Source organism: Streptomyces sp. NRRL F-525, assembly GCF_000716605.1.
Taxonomy (GTDB): Bacteria; Actinomycetota; Actinomycetes; order Streptomycetales; family Streptomycetaceae; genus Streptomyces.
On record NZ_JNXE01000012.1, the window covers coordinates 125,009 to 140,315 of the forward strand.

The 15,307-nt window shown below is 70.6% G+C and carries 7 protein-coding genes; 6 read left to right on the top strand and 1 reads right to left on the bottom strand.

What is annotated here, in order from left to right; all coding sequences use genetic code 11:
* Nucleotides 1-270 precede the first annotated feature (270 nt).
* The 6 genes from OO69_RS19140 to OO69_RS19165 all read left to right on the top strand — a co-directional run bounded on the left by OO69_RS19140 (nucleotide 271) and on the right by OO69_RS19165 (nucleotide 13,585).
* Entirely contained in the window at nucleotides 271-2,022 is a 1,752-nt protein-coding gene (locus OO69_RS19140) for a helix-turn-helix domain-containing protein (RefSeq protein ID WP_033281909.1), read from the top strand.
* A 136-nt stretch (nucleotides 2,023-2,158) separates the two neighbouring features.
* Nucleotides 2,159-3,793: a TIGR02677 family protein gene (locus tag OO69_RS19145; protein WP_033281910.1), complete on the top strand. Its 1,635-nt coding sequence runs from the start codon at nucleotides 2,159-2,161 to the stop codon at nucleotides 3,791-3,793.
* Entirely contained in the window at nucleotides 3,793-5,157 is a 1,365-nt protein-coding gene (locus tag OO69_RS19150; RefSeq protein ID WP_051801108.1) for a TIGR02678 family protein, read from the top strand. The genes OO69_RS19145 and OO69_RS19150 overlap by 1 nt, the downstream gene beginning before the upstream one ends.
* Entirely contained in the window at nucleotides 5,154-9,335 is a 4,182-nt protein-coding gene (locus OO69_RS19155) for a TIGR02680 family protein (RefSeq protein ID WP_033281911.1), read from the top strand. Before OO69_RS19150 ends, OO69_RS19155 begins: the two co-directional genes overlap by 4 nt.
* The gene (locus OO69_RS19160) at nucleotides 9,332-10,636 is read left to right on the top strand and encodes a TIGR02679 family protein (RefSeq protein ID WP_033281912.1); all 1,305 of its coding nucleotides are present in this window, start codon (nucleotides 9,332-9,334) and stop codon (nucleotides 10,634-10,636) included. Before OO69_RS19155 ends, OO69_RS19160 begins: the two co-directional genes overlap by 4 nt.
* A gap of 945 nt (nucleotides 10,637-11,581) precedes the next feature.
* On the top strand, nucleotides 11,582-13,585 hold the full coding sequence (locus OO69_RS19165; RefSeq protein ID WP_033281982.1) for an N-6 DNA methylase: 2,004 nt from the start codon (nucleotides 11,582-11,584) through the stop codon (nucleotides 13,583-13,585).
* An 86-nt stretch (nucleotides 13,586-13,671) separates the two neighbouring features.
* On the opposite strand, the gene OO69_RS19170 is transcribed toward OO69_RS19165, so the two are convergent.
* Complete coding sequence (locus tag OO69_RS19170) at nucleotides 13,672-15,171, bottom strand: serine/threonine-protein kinase (RefSeq protein WP_033281913.1); 1,500 nt, start codon at nucleotides 15,169-15,171, stop codon at nucleotides 13,672-13,674.
* Nucleotides 15,172-15,307 lie beyond the last annotated feature (136 nt).

Below are 15,307 nucleotides of genomic sequence, written 5' to 3' on the forward strand. Positions count from 1 at the left end.
CGTCGTCGTTCAGCTCCTGAATGCCCCGTGGAACACGGGGGAATGGGCGCCGGATGTGCTGCGGTCGAGTGCCCCCGGCATATCGACCGCAGCACGCGCCTCGGGTTCGTCCGAAGGCATGATCAGTGCGCCCGTTCCCCCATAGGACGCGCCCCCGTGCCCGTAGGCTCCGGCACAGACAGCTTCCCCGGTCATCGGGCCGGTCCGGAGGGGTCGGGTGTTGCCAGCGGGTATTTGGCAACACCGTTCGGGCGGTGTGTCGTTGGGGGGATGGTCATCGAGTACGACGGGTTCGGCGCCGAGTTACGCAGGCGCCGCATCGCGGCAGGCATGTCGCTGAGCGAGCTGGCCGGCAAGGTCTACTGCAGCCGCAGCTTCCTGAGCCGCGTGGAGAACGGACGCCGCAGGGCGTCCCTGGAGTTGGCCCAGCTGTGCGACGAGGTGCTGGGCGCGAAGGGCGCGCTGGTCGGACTGGCGCCGCTGCCCGGGTCGGACGCCGTACCGAAGGCGGTCCGGGAGAAGGCGTCCGGGGCGGTCAAGTCGCCGGAGAGGGACGGGCGTTCGGCCGTCGCGCCGGACCGCGCCGAGTTCCGCCGGCTGCTGCGGCGCGGTGACCTCAGCCATACCGCGGGCGGGATGCGCGAGGCCGAACGGTACTACACCGCCGCCTACCACAGCGCCGAGGGCGACCCGCGCGCGCAGGCCGAGGCCGTGATCAGGATGGCGCGCCGCTGGTCCGACCCCGGCCAGGTCGACCGCGAACTGCTCCAGTCGATCCGGGGCTGCCTGACCGCGCTGGACGGCGACCGGAGCTCCGAGGCGGCGGGACTGCGGCTGCGGCTCGAAGCCCACCTCGCGAAGAAGATGGCCCTCGCCGTCAGCCAGGACACCGCGGCGGGACTGGCGGGACCCGCCGAGGGAGCGCGGCTCGCCGAGGAGACACTGCGCCGATTACCCGACGACGGCGACGACGAGGTGCGCTGCGAAGTCCTCACCGAGTGCCGCTGGGCACGCTACGACTTCATGCCGGCCCCCGAGTCACTGACCCTCTCGGAGCGGTTGCGTGAAGCCGCGGCCCGGCAGGACTCGCCCTACTTCCGCGGCGAGGCCCTCATGGCCGTCGCCATCGACCAGCTCCGCAACGGCAGGATCTTCAGCGCCCTCGCCACCGCGAACCAGTACCGCAAGCACGCCGCCGAGACCCAGAGCGCCCTCGCCCTGTGGCAGCGGCACACCCTCGACGCCCTCCTCGACCTGTGGCACGGCCGGTTCGACGCCGCCGCCGAGTGGATCTTCGTGGAGTCGCTGAAGTTCATCGAACTGCTCCGCGCCGACTACGCCGTCCCCGCGGACAACCTCACCCAGACCCGCCTCGGCCAGGCCTACTGGCTGCTGAGACAGCAGGGCAGACTCGCCGAACTCTTCACCTCCGACCTGGCAGGCGACGTCGAGCGCCACGCCTACTTCCCGGTCTGGCGGGCCGGTCTCGCCCTCGCCCTGTGCGAGACGGGGCAGCACGCCGAGGGCGCGGACCTGTTCCTCGGCTGCGTCGCCGACGTCGACCGCTTCCCGCCGTCGGGCTGGGCCGTCCCCGCGCTCGTGCTGCTCGCGGAGGTCTGCGCGGCGCTGGACCTGGAGGGCGGATTCGAGGCCGAGTTGGCGCCGGTACTGCCCACACTCCGCGCGCGCCTGGCCCCGCACGACGGCCAGCAACTCGCCCTGGGCGGCTGGCCCACGGTCCTCGTCGGCCCGACCGCCCGCGCCTGCGGCGTCCTCGCCCTCGCCGCGAACGAACCGGGCACCGCCCTCGAACACTTCCGCCAGGCCGCCGTCCCGGCCCGCTCCTCCCAGCCCGAACTCGCCCGCCTCCGCCTGGCCCAGGCCCGCGCGGTACGGCGGGTGGGGGGTCCGGGGAGCGAACCGAACGCGGTGCGGTTGCTGCGGGAGGCGGCTCGGGGGGCGGAGACGTATGGGATGACGTGGCTGGGGGCGCAGTGTGAGGGGTTGTTGGGGCGGGGGTGAGTGATGGGCGTTTCGTACGGTGCTCGCACCTGTGGTGTCGCACGGGCGGTGGGTCCTTCCCACTGATGTCCGCCTGATGTCCCCGATTTGGCCGACTTCCGCCGGAGTGTCAGAGGCGATCCGTACCCTCGGCGACATGGAGGGGAACGAGTCGTACGAAGAGGATCCCGGGGCGGAGGCTTGGCGGCGGTTGAGCGCGTACGCCTACCTCAGCGCCCCGGAGCGCCTGGAACACCTCGCGGTGATGCGGGTGTTCTGCGGCACGCTGCTCGCGGATCTGGCCGTACCCGATGTGCTCGCGAAGCTGCGGCAGTTGGGCGGGCCAGGAGCGGCGCTGGACGCGGAGACGCTCACCGCCCGGCTCGAACAACTCGTACGGTGGGGCAACCTGCTGCGCAGCACCCACGCGGTGCGGGCGACGACCATCGCCGAATACCAGCGCTCCCGGTCGCGCTACCAGCTGTCCAAGCTCGGCGAGCGCGTCCAGCGGGACGCGGACGAGGTGCTGTCCGGCGCGGACGCCGCCCGCGAGGTGAGCAGCGAACTGCTCGCGCTCGTCGACCGCGGCTTGAGTGAGATCGCAGCGCTCGTCGCGGCACCGGGTGGCGCGAACCCGCAGCAGGCCCTGGAGCGGATCAGTACGCTCTTTGTGCAGTTCGCCGAATTCGCAGAGTCGGTACGGGACTTCTACGCCTACCTGGGCCAGGTCCTGGCGCGCTACGACCTCGACGGATCCGAGTACCAGGGATTCAAGGAGCTGCTGCTCGACTACGTGGAGGCCATCACCGAGGACGTCTCCTTCCGGGCCCCGCGCATCGCCGCACACCTGGACGCCGTCTGGCCGCATCTGCCCGTGCTGCTCGCCCGTATCGACGCGCACACGGCAGGGATCGGAGCGCTCGCCGACGCGTTGCCCGAGACACGAGTGCAGCGCAGCCGGGGCCGGGACCTCGTCGATTGGGAGGGGCTGCGCGACTGGTTCGCCGACACCGGCGGGCATGGACACGGCAGCCAGGTGGACCAGCTCCGGGATGCCACGTTGCGCGCCCTGCAGTCCCTGCTCGCGAACGCCAAGCGGATGCTGCGCTCGGCCTCGGGCGAGATGTCCCGCCGCAAGGATCTGCTGCGGCTGGCGGCCTGGTTCGACACCGCGGAGCCTGAGGAGGCCCACGACATAGCGGTCGCCGCCTTCGGGCTCTACGGGGCGCGGCACCTGGGAGTCGCACCGGACCCGGACCGGCCCGTTCCCGCGTATGTGAGTTGGTGGACCGGACCCGTCGTGGACGTACCCGTGGCCCTGCGCGAGCGCGGCAGCAGAGCGCCGCGCGGACGTTCCGCGGCGGCCGAGGACCATGCCGAGCAGAAGCACCGCCTCATGGAGCAGGCGCGGGAGGAGACCGAGGCCCGGCGGGCGGCCGCCGACGAACTCCGCAGCGCGTCCGGCAGGTTCGACCAGGTGAGGCTCGGCGCGGCGGCCATGCGGCTGCTCCTGGAGTTGCTCACCTCGGCGCTGGGCAACGCCCAACTACACATGGACACTGGGGACTTCCTGCTTGAGGGGGCGCAGGCCGCCGACGCGGATCTCGGCATCCGGTTGACTGCATGGCGCACTCCCGGCCGGCACACGCTCCTGCGTTCCGTGGACGGCGACCTGACGGCGGACGACCTCACGCTGGCCGTCGAGAGGGCATCGACCCCTGCCGTCGGGGGCGCGTCGGTCCTGGCCGTCGGGAATGCCCCGGCCCCCGACACCGAGGAGGCGAGCGCCTGATGCCCCTGCCTTCCGCTCACGACGTCGCGCTCGCCGCCGAGCGCCGCACCGCCGCGCGGCTGCTCCTGGCACACCCCTTGGTCACCAGCGCCGGACCGCACAGCGACACCTTCCCGCTCGTCCGCCGCCACGCCGACTGGCTCGCCCAGCGTTTCCAGCAGGTGTTCGGCTACCGGCTGCTGGTGGAGGCGACGTACGCCCGGCTGTTCAAGTCGGGCCTCGGACCGAGCTCGGGGCACCGCCTGGAGCGACCGTCGACCGGGACGCCGTTCACTCCACGGACGTACGCCTACCTGGCCCTCGCTCTGTCTGTCCTCGTCACCGCGCCGGAACAGATCCTGCTCTCGCAGCTCGTCGCCGACCTGAGGGCCGCGGCCGTCGACGCCGGGATGGAGATCACCGACACCGGGCGGCAGGCCGAGCGGCGGACACTCGCCGCCGCGCTGCGCCGACTTGTCGACTGGGGCGTCCTCAGCGAGACCGAGGGTCATGTGTCGGCGGTCGCCGAGGACCGGGCCGGCGAGGCACTGCTGACCGTGGACCGCGAAATCGCACGGGCCGTTGTCGCCGGTCCGCTCGCCCAGAGCCGCGACGGCACGGACCTCGTACGCCGGGCCGCCGATCCAGGTTTCGGTGGACCGCGTACCTATGTCCGCAGGCGTCTCGTCGAGACTCCGGTCGTACACCTCGACGACCTCACCGACGCCGAGCGCGAATGGCTGCGGACACGACAGCGGCGCGAGGCCCAGGCGTTCTCCGAACTGCTCGGTCTGGAGGCCGAGATCCGCGCCGAGGGAGTAGCCCTCGTCGACCCGGACGCCGAACTCACCGATCTGCACCTGCCGGGCACCGGCACGGTCGCCCAGGCCGCGCTGCTGCTCGTGGAGCGGCTCGTCGACCGGCTGCGCCCGCAGGAGCCGGGGCATCCCGCGATCGGGGGCCGCCTGGTCATCGGCGTACCGGTACCGGAGGGCCTGCTGCCCGAACTGCTCGATGAACTGGTGGACGAGTACGGCAGACGCAGCAACTGGCAGCGCGGCCACGTGGAGGACCGGGACGGATTCCTCGCCGCCGTACTGGACCTCCTCGTCCGGATGCGTCTGATGGCGCCTGAGGGCCCCGTGCGCGCGGACGGCCACGGGCTGCCCGAGGGATACGAGGAGACAGCGGCCGACGGCCGTTCCGTCACGGATGTCTCGGGCGCCCGCGGTCGGCGCCGGGCGGCGGGCTGGGTGCTCCTCGCGGCGGCGGCCCGGTACGCGACGACGGTCGCGGTCACACCCCGTGCCACCGAACTGCCCTCGCTGCCCGCAGAGTTGTCGCGGTCCACCGCGGGCGCCGTCATGGAGGAACCACCCCGATGACTCCCACCGAGACCTCCCTCCACCGATACCGCCTGCGCCGCGCCGGTATCCGCAACGTCTGGCAGTACGACGAGCAGGAGTTCGCGTTCGGCGACGGCCGTCTCCTGCTGCGCGGCAAGAACGGTGCGGGCAAGTCGAAGGCGCTGGAGATGCTGCTGCCGTATCTGCTCGACGGCGACGCCCGCGCGCTGGACGCCACGGGCACGGGGCGCACTACCCTCCTCTGGCTGATGCTGGACGGCTTCCAGCAGACCAATCGGCTGGGCTATCTCTGGGTCGAGTTCGCGCGGACCGACGAAGAGGGCGTCGACCACCACCTCACTCTCGGTGCGGCCGTCCGCGCGTCCCATTCGACCAGGACGGCAAAGCCGTACTTCTTCGTGACCACGCTCCGGGTCGGAGAAGGCCTGCACCTCGCCCCTGCCGGCCAGCCCCTCTCCCTTGACCAGCTCAAGGAGCACGTCGGCGCGGACAACGTCACCGACCGAGCCGTGGAGCACCGGGCGAGAGTGGCTCGCGAACTGTTCGGCCTGACCGACCCGGCTCGCTACCGCAACCTGCTTCACCTCCTGCACCGGCTGCGCCGGCCCACCATCGGTGACCGGATCGACTCCGGCGGCCTGGTCTCCGTACTCGCCGAGACACTGCCCGCGCTCGACGACGAGATCGTGGAGAAGGTGGCCCGCAACCTTGACGACCTCGACGCCGTACGGGCCGACCTGGGGCGCCTGGAGCGAACCGACCAGGCGTTGCGCACCTTCCTTACCGACTACCGCGGCTATTTGCACGGGGCCCTGCGCCGCCGTGCCGACCGGGCGAGTGCCGAGCTGGACCGGCTCGCGGAGTGCCGCAAGGCCGCGGGCGACGCTGCGCGGAACACGGAGGCGCTGCGCGGACGCGAGGCGGAGGTCGCCGCCCGCGTCGAGAGCCTCGTCGGCGAGCGGACCGCAGCCGAAACGGACCTCGCCGCGCTGCACGCCAGCACCGGATACCGCAGCCTCAAGGAGCTCGCGGAGAAGCGTGCCACTGTCACCGCCCTGCACAACGCGGCCGCCACCGCCTTCAAGTCCCTGCGCCAGGCCCACGGCAACCAGGAGGAGGCCGGGCGGCGGCTCACCGCCGAGGCCGACCGACTCGGCGAAGAGCTCGTCGAACTGAGCACGGCACACGGCGAGTTGGTGGGCGAGGCGGAGCGGGCGGGCCTTGCCCCCGTGCACCTGGGGGATCCCGTTGCGCCCACCGCCGCGCTGGTCTCACCGGCCGCCACGACCGAACTGACCGCACCGGAGGGCGACTTCCACCTCGTACGCCACACCGAAGTGCTGGCGGTCGACACCGAGGCCTGCGCGACCGACCTGCCCACCTGGGACGCCCAACTCGACGCCGCGCAACCGGTGATCAGAAACCGCGCTCGGACGGTGACCGAACTGCGCGCCCTCATCGAGAGGTCGGACCGAGCCCGTCGCGAGGCACAGGAGGCCGACGCCACCCGCGAGCGGCTGGAGGAACAGACGGATCGTGCGCGCGCTCAGGCGGACGTGCGCCGACAGGAAACGGCGCGGGAGGGAGAGGCGTACGCCGACGAGGTCAGGGCCTGGAGCGAGCGGCTGCGCGGTCTCATCGGGATGCCCCTGGACCCGGTACTCGCCCTGGTCGCAACCGACTTGGCGGACGGACCGCTGCCGGCGCAGACCTCCGACGAGGTGGCCGACGCGGCCCGGTCGGCCGTCGACCCGTGGCTTGCGGAACTGGGCGAGGAGCGCGATGCCCTCGCTGTCGCGGTCCGCGAACTCATCGGTGACCGCGACCGCCTCAGCCGCGACCGTGCGGAATGGGAGCGTCGTGCCGACCCCGAGCCGCCGCCTCCACCCCACCGCGCGGCGCCCCGTTCACCCGGCACCGGAGCACCTCTGTACCGGCTGGTGGACTTCGCGGACGACCTGGCACAGGAAGCACGGGCGGGACTGGAAGCCGCGCTGGAGGCGAGCGGCCTGCTCGACGCCTGGGTCCGCGCCGACGGCACGGTCCTGGACCCGGCCACCCGGGACACCCTGCTCGTTCCGGGACCGCCGATGGCCGGGACGACGCTCGCCCAGGCGCTGCGGCCGGTCGCCGCGCCGGACAGCGGGGTGACGGCGGAACAGGTGGAGCGGGTGCTCGCGGCGGTGGCGCTGGTGGCCGGGGACGCGGCGGGCAGCGCGGGTGACACGGCCATGGGGACCGACGGCTCATGGCGGCTCGGCATCGCCCATGGCCGCCACTCCAAGTGGGCCGCAGAGTACGTCGGCGCGGCGGTGCGCGCGGAGACCCGCCGCCGGACGCTGGCCGAACTCGACGAGCAACTGGTAGTGACCCAAGGCCAGTTGGCGGAGCAGCAGCACAGCCTGCGCATCCTGACCGGGCATCGCGACACAGTTGCGGACACCCTGCACCGGCCACCTTCCGCGCGCCGGCTGACCGACGCCTGGGCGCGTACCGCCGAGGCCGAACACACGGCCGAGACCCTCGCGGGCCAGGCGGCCGGGGCGGCGCGCGAGGCGGAGCAGGTACGGGCTCGCGCGGTGGCGGCTCGACGGGAGACGGAGGCGACGGCGAGCGCCCACGGCCTGCCCGCTGACTCTGCCGCGCTCGACATGGTCCGTGTCGCCCTGGACCGCCTCGGCCAGGGCGTCGTGCTGCTGCGGCGGCGGGTGCGCGCGGTCATGTCCACGGCCGACGGCCATCAGGCCGGACGTACGGACTACGAGCGCGCTGCGTCGGCCCGCGGAGAAGCGGAAGCCGACTACACCGAGCCGCTGGACCGTCTGGAGGCCGCCCGCCGCACCGTCCGAGGCCTGGAGGAGTCGGTGGGCGCCACCGAGCAGGAGATCCTGCGGCGCGAGGCTGACGGTCAGCGTCGTCTGGAGGCCGTGGTGCGCCAACTCCCGCACGTGAGGGAGGACATGGACGACGTGCACGACAAGCGTGTACGCGCGGAAGAGGACGAGAGGGTACGGCGCGAGTCCCTTGCCGCACAGGAGGATGAGGCCCTGACCTGCGGCAGGCATGTGCGAGCAGCTCTGGTCCTGCCCGGCGTGCTCGGGGGAGCGGGCCTCGACGGCGATGCGGAGGACGGGGGCCTGAAGTCGTCGGACCCCATCCACGACGACGTACGGGAACGCGTGAAGGCGCTGCGTCTGCTGGTCGAGGCCGTACGCGGACGGCTGGACGCCGAACGTCGCGACATATCGGACACAGCGCTCCTCAACCGCCACACCGAACTGCGCGACCAGCTCTCCGGAGGCTACGACGCGACGATCGAGGAACACGACGGCATCAAGCTCTGCCGGCTTGTCGACGACCATGGCCCGCAGGACATCGCCGCAGTGGGTGAACGCATCGCCGTCCAGGCTGCGGAAGCCCGCAACCGGCTGACGGAACGCGAGCGCGAGGTTTTCCAGCGCTTCCTGACCGGAGAACTGGGCGACCACCTCTCGACTCAAGTCCTGGCCGCAGGGGCTCTGGTGGCCGCCCTCAACGCCACCCTGTCCACGGTCCGCACTTCGCACGGCCTAGGCATCACCCTCGACTGGAAACTGGCCGACGGAGTGGAAGCGGACGTCAAGGCCGCCGTCGACCTCTTGCGCAGCCCCTCGGGCCTGCGCACCCGGGACCAGTCCGAGCAACTGCGCGATGTCCTCCAGCGCCGCATCGAGGACGCCCGCCGAGCCGACCCGGCCGCAGGCTACGCCTCCCACCTGCGCACGGCCCTCGACTACCGGGACTGGTTCACTTTCACGCCCTGGGTGGTGAACGACGCGGCCCCGACCAGCAGACGCAAGCTATCGGGCCGCACGGGTCTCAGCCAGGGTGAGCAGCGGGTGCTGTCGTATCTGGTCCTTTTCGCCGCCGCGGCCGCGCACTTCACCAGCCTCGCGGACTCGGCCCCGCACGCCCCACGCCTCATCCTCCTCGACGACGCGTTCGCCAAGGTCGACGAGCCCACCCACGCCCGCCTCGGCCGCATCCTGGTCGATCTGGACCTCGACTTCGTCCTCACCAGCGAACGTCTCATCGGCAACTGGCCCGACGTACCGTCCCTGCACATCTATGAGTGCCTGCGTGACCCGCATGTCCGGGGGGTGGCCACGCTCCATTACACGTGGAACGGGCGGCACAGACGCCTGATGCCGGTATGACGGAGGACAGCAAGGAGAGCGCGACGGAACAGGAACCTGCCGCCGAAGCCCTCGCGTTCCTGAACCGCCCGGGTCTCGTCCGCCTCTGGACAGCCGTACGCGCACGCCTGGAACGCAACGGCCTGCAGCCGACCGGCACGGTCAGGCTCCAGAACCTGGACGCGGAGGAGCGCGAGGCCCTGTCCCTCCTCCTTGCGAAATCCCTCACCGCGCCGGGCGCCTCGATCCGCTTGTCGGACCTGGACACCCGCCTGCGCACCAGCGCAGTCGGCCGCGGTCTGGCCGCGACACTGGCGGAACTGGGGCCGCCGCTGACCGACCGCCGAGCGGTCCGGGATGCGGCGGCGGCCGAGCGCACTCGTCTGCGGTCCACGGCCGAGACAACCCTGGCTGCCACACAACTGACCGACCAGCCCTGGGCCCGCTCATGGCTGGATGAGATACGACGCAGCGGCACGCTCACCCGTGGGCCGGCGGACACGGTGCTCACCACCGTCACCCAGGCGATCCAGACCCTGGCGGCGCTCTTCCCCGGCCCGGGCGCCGACCCCACTCCCGCCGCCTGGGGCCGCGGTGAACTCGCCACCCGCACCACCGGCTCCGCCCACGGCCTGGACGACGGCACCCTGCTGGCGCGGCTGGTCCAGCGCGGCATCGCCCTGGCATGCGGTGCCGACGTTCCGGTCGACGCCCCCGGTCGCCGCGCGCTGTGGCACCTTGCCTCCGTCACCCCCGACGAGGTCTCCAGCACCGTCCTGACCTACGGCCTGCGTCCGACGGGCGGCACGTGGCAGGAGACCGCCCTGCGCGAACGGGCCGACCACCATCTGGAGGCCCATCTCACCCTGCGCGAACTCCGCACCCTGAGCCTGGAGTTGCCGCCCCGCACGCGCATCCACGTCTGCGAGAACCCACGTGTCGTCGAGGCCGCAGCGGACGCGGGTCGCACCGCACCGCTGATCTGTACCTCGGGCAGCGCGACGACGGTCGTCCTCGCCCTCCTGGACGCGCTGGCTGCGACCGGTTGCGTCTTCGCCTACCACGGAGACTTCGACTGGCCGGGGATCGCGCTGGCGAACCGCGTCATCCACCGCTATCAGGCCGAGTCATGGCGGATGAAGGCAGCGGACTATGAGTACCTCGCGACACGCACACAGGTGCACGGCACACCGCAACTCCTGCTCACCGGCCCCCGCGTCGAGGCCGCCTGGGACCCGGAACTGGCCCCGGCCATGGACGCTTTGGGGATCGCCCTGCACGAGGAGGGGGCGCTGGATCTGCTGCTGGAGGACCTGGCGTAAGGGGCCAAGGTTTCTCCGGCTCCTTCAAGCGGTGCGCTTGCCTCGGCCAGCTGTGGCCAAAGCCAGACGCAGGTCCTCTCGACGCGGGCGGTCGGAAGGTGCTGGATGCGTGGCTTGCGGCGCGTAGCGGGTGGCTGTATGGACAGATTGGCAGCCCCTTGGACTGAATGCGTTCCGACACCTGGCGTCCGAGGTGGAGCATCGAACTGGCGGAGAACCTGTCGGTGTTGAGGCGCCTCACCGCTGCGGAACCGGCGCAAGCCCGGCTCTTGGAAGGCGTCTTGGCCGGACCGCTCATCGACGTGGCCGAGCTCACGCGTCGGAAGGTGCTGGACCCGCCTTGTCGCAACCGCGCGGCACGGCCTCCGCTGTCCGGCGATCTCCTCCCGGGGATGGAGCGCCTCGAAACGCAGGAAGTGTCACCGGTCCAGCCCCTGAAGCCGACGGGAGACTCCGCACCCGCAGATACCGCTCGCCGTCGTCCCTCCCGCCCCAGGAAGAGGGATGACATCCGATGACGGTTCCCAGCCTCTCTGCAGGGAACGTGCATCGGGCCGCAGGCGAGTCGGCGGCTGCATCCTGCGAACAGACACTCCTGGAACGTCACGGATACGTCCAGTGTGCTCACCCACAAACCCAGCGCCCGCGCACTTCTCGCGGGGTCCTGACCTCTGCCTACGGCGCTTTGAACAGCTCCGGTCGGCTCATACCGGCGGTGCGTCGGCTTTTCATCACCTGCTCGGCCCGTACCTCACCGTCAGCTCATCCACGGTGAAGCCGGAGCGCCGCGGATCTGAGGTCCGCGGGATGTGACGCTGAGGCCTCATAAGGTTGGCCTAAGCGTTCGCAGTAGACTGAAAACTCAGTCAATCAATCCGCCATGAGGTATGCGGGGGTTCGTCGTGCCAGGTGGCACGGCAGGGGGTCGGCTTTAGAAAGGGCAGCATGACGCAGCGTGATGAGCGAGTTCTGGTGACGCTCGCCGAGATCGCTCGGTTCGCCGGTGTGGGACGCGCGGCCGTCAGCAATTGGCGGCGGAGGTTCGAAGACTTTCCTGACCCTGTAGGGGGAAGCGATGCCAGCCCGCAGTTCGCACTCGACACCGTCGAAGAGTGGCTGCTGATCCATGGCAAACTGCGCGCCTCCGCCGGGGTTCTGGATCGGCTGTGGCCCCATATTGAGGCACTCGGTGACCGTGACCGCATGGGACTCGTCATCGCTGAGGCGGGTCTGAGGCTTGCGTCCGCCTCGCCTGTCTGGCCGGACGAAGTGCCTCAACTGTCACCCAATGAACTTCGCTTGGTGGACGAGGCAACACAGGCCGGGCTGAGTGGCAACGGCGTGGAAACTTTCCATGTTCTGTTGGAACGCTGGCTGAGCACTCATGTCCGGCAGATCACCACCACGCCTGCCTCGCTTGCCGACCTCATGACGGCACTCGCCGACGAGGCTCACGAGCAGCGCCCGGTGCGGCGTGTAGCAGATCCGGCCTGCGGTACCGGCACGCTGCTGATGGCCGCCGTTCGACACTGGTCGGCTAGGGAACCGCTGAAGCTTACGGGCCTTGACGTCGATCCCGTCCTGGCGCGGCTCGCGGCGGCTCGGCTGGACCTGGCCGTAGGACACGAGCAGGTCGATATCGTGATCGCCGATACCTTGCGCGACGCCCCCGTTGTTGGTGGTCGCGCGGACATCATCTTGTGCAATCCGCCTGCCAACGAACGGGACTGGGGCCATGCCGAGCTGGCTACGGACCGACGCTGGCTCTTCGGCCAGCCGCCCCGTACCGAGTCGGAACTCGCCTGGGTGCAGCATGTTGTGTCCGACGTGGCTGAGGATGGAGTAGCAGTTGTGCTGCTGCCGCCTGCCGTGGCCTCCCGTCGAGCCGGCCGCCGGATTCGGGCCGGGTTGCTGCGCGCCGGATCGCTGCAGGCAGTGGTTGCGTTGCCGCCAGGTGCTGCGCCGCCCTACGGGGTGGGGTTGCACCTGTGGGTTCTCCGGGCACCGGACACGAGCGAGGCCGAAGGGCGCGTCCTACTGGTCGATGCGGCGGATTGCCGCCACACACCGACCGAGGGCGGTACGCAGGTGGTCGACTGGGACGGGGTGCGGGAGCGGGTCTTTGCCGCTGTGCGCGGCGATGCCCCGCCCGGCGTCGTGATGGTGCCGGTGGTGGACCTCTTGGGGGAGGAGACGGACCTCACCCCTGCTCGTCACGTGCCACCCGCTGTCGCAACGTCCGCCGTGGAACTGAACAGATCTTGGACGCGTTTCGACCAGGCTCTGGTCGCTGTGCGCGACGCTGGGCAGGCCTTGCGCCCTCTGGCTTCGGCACGTTCGCCCCAGGCGCGCGTGGCGGTGAGCGTGGGTGAGCTCGAGGCCGCCGACGCTCTCGCGCTGACGCCGGGCGGAACATTGCCCGAGGGGGCGCTTCGGCGAGGTCCCCGTCCTGACCAAGGCGTGCCGGTACTCATGGCCGCGCACTTGGGGGAGGGGCAGGGCGAACAATGGTGGATGACCGCGGACGATGTGGAACGCGGCGAACGCGAGCGGAAGCTGACCGTCACCAGCTCCGGGGACATCGTCGTGGTCACCACGTTCACAGAGTTCGACGCCTGGGTCGAGACGTCGGCACCGAACGTGCTCGGCCCACATCTGCAGCGGCTTCGGGTGGATCCGGAGCGGCTCGACCCGTGGTTCCTTGCGGCCTGCCTGCGAGTGCGCTTCAACGCGCGCCAGGCCGGTACCCACGCATCGGTCAGTTCACGTGTGGATGTGCGACGTCTCAGAGCGCTCCGACTGCCGATGGACGAGCAGCGACGGTACGGAGCGATTCACCGGCAGTTGATCGAGTTCGAGCGGGCCGCTGTCGAACTGTCCTCAGTGTCAGGCGCGTTGAGCGGGACACTGTCCGAATTGCTGGCCGTGGGGCAGATCGCCGCCGAGTGAACAGGACCCGGCCAGGCCGGTTTGCCCCCTGCCCGACGATGACCCGCGCACGAGCCGGCGTCCGTGGCCGTCTGCCGGCGCTCTGGTCAGCCTTGTGGTAGCCCGCCGAGCAGCGCCTCTACGGCCGTGCGGTGGCCCCATTCGGCGAATTCGTCGCCGGACTCGCGGGCCCGCCGTACCACCCGTTCTGGCGGTGAGGGCAGCAGAACATACAGGCGTCGGACCGCGGCTTCCCACAGCGGGAACGCACGATCCGTGCTGTCCTCCTCCGGAACCATGCACTCCGCAACCCCGATCAGGGCCTCCAGCCATCGCCCGTGCTCCATGGTTCCTGACTTGGCGCCGTCGAGGTCGCGTGCCAGCAGCCGATACCGTCCGCCCGCGCCCGGCCAGTCCCCCTTGTACCGGAGCCGGTCCGCGCACACCAGGCGGGCTCGTACGACATCCGGATCACAGGCTCCCCAAGAGCCACGGACTTCCTTGAGCATCGCGTCGAGCCGTTCCGCACGCGGTCCCGGCACACTGCGTGCCAGTTCCTGCTCTGCTTCGTCCAGCAACGCGCGGAATGCGTTGCGATTCGGAATGCTGCCGACTTGACGGCGCACAACGGGCCGGCGATTGCCCCCTCGGGCGGGGACAGCCGTGGGTGTGGCCGCAGGAGCATCGGTATTCATGCGGAAAGGCACGGTGGGGTCAGGGTCGAGTGCCGGGTCCGGCGCGGGGTCGCCGGGCCTGGGGAGCAGGAGTGCGAGCGCTGCTGCGGCTCCACTTGCTGAGGGGCGTGACCTGGGGTTCTTGGCCAGCATGCGTGCCACCAGGTCGGCAAGCCCGGGGGGAAGGCCCGGGATACGGTCGTCGAGCCGGGGTGCCGGAGTGTCACAGTGCTGCTGCTCGATGATGTGCTCGGAGGCGCCGTTGAAGACCCGGTCGCCGGCAACGAGACGGAAGACGGTACAGCCGACGCCGTAGATGTCGGCGGCTGGAGTGGGGTTGCGCTCCCCGAGGATGATTTCGGGGGCCTTGTAACCGAGACTGCCCGGAGTGCGGCCCTCGGTGTGCCGGGTGGCGTCGGGATCGTCGGGTAGTGCGATGCCGAAGTCGACAAGAAACACCTCGCCGGACTCGGCGAGTATGACGTTCTGCGGCTTTATGTCCCGGTGAACCACCCCTTTGGCGTGTACCCGCTCCAGGATCCGCAGCAGCTGGACGATGATCGATGCGGTGGCCGTCAGGGTGGGCCGCTGTGATTCCAGGAAATCGCGCAGGTTCTTGCCGTCGATGAACTCCGTGACGAGATAAGGCCGTCCGCCGAGGAAATCGAAGGCGATGAGGCGCGGGATGCCGTGACCGCCCAACTGCTCGTGCATATCTCGCTCGCGCTCGAAACGCTTGAGTTCGTTGGGGGTTAGTCGGCCGTAGTGATCCCCGCGACCGGGCGCGGAGTCGCGCGGCGGGCGGACCAGGAACTTCACCGCGACGATCTGGCCGGTCGTCAGATCCTCGGCCCGGTACACGGTCCCCATGCCGCCGCTCTTGGGTGCATGAGTGATCTTGAATCTCTCGGCGAACACCTGCCCACGTTCCATTCCTGTACCCCCGTAGCACTCCGTAGTCGATCGCGCACAGCATAGTGGAAACATCTTGAGCGAACTTTCGTCGCTTGACTGTGTTCACACTCTACCTGCATGCTGGAGCGGTCCCGCTCAGCCGAGCCCTAAGGAG

What these genes read in the sequence shown, in the direction of transcription:
- OO69_RS19150 (WP_051801108.1), top strand. Translation starts at nt 3,793, where the DNA reads ATGCCCCTGCCTTCCGCTCACGACGTCGCGCTCGCCGCCGAGCGCCGC.
- OO69_RS19170 (WP_033281913.1), bottom strand. Translation starts at nt 15,171, where the DNA reads ATGGAACGTGGGCAGGTGTTCGCCGAGAGATTCAAGATCACTCATGCA.
- OO69_RS19155 (WP_033281911.1), top strand. Translation starts at nt 5,154, where the DNA reads ATGACTCCCACCGAGACCTCCCTCCACCGATACCGCCTGCGCCGCGCC.
- OO69_RS19165 (WP_033281982.1), top strand. Translation starts at nt 11,582, where the DNA reads ATGACGCAGCGTGATGAGCGAGTTCTGGTGACGCTCGCCGAGATCGCT.
- OO69_RS19160 (WP_033281912.1), top strand. Translation starts at nt 9,332, where the DNA reads ATGACGGAGGACAGCAAGGAGAGCGCGACGGAACAGGAACCTGCCGCC.
- OO69_RS19145 (WP_033281910.1), top strand. Translation starts at nt 2,159, where the DNA reads ATGGAGGGGAACGAGTCGTACGAAGAGGATCCCGGGGCGGAGGCTTGG.
- OO69_RS19140 (WP_033281909.1), top strand. Translation starts at nt 271, where the DNA reads ATGGTCATCGAGTACGACGGGTTCGGCGCCGAGTTACGCAGGCGCCGC.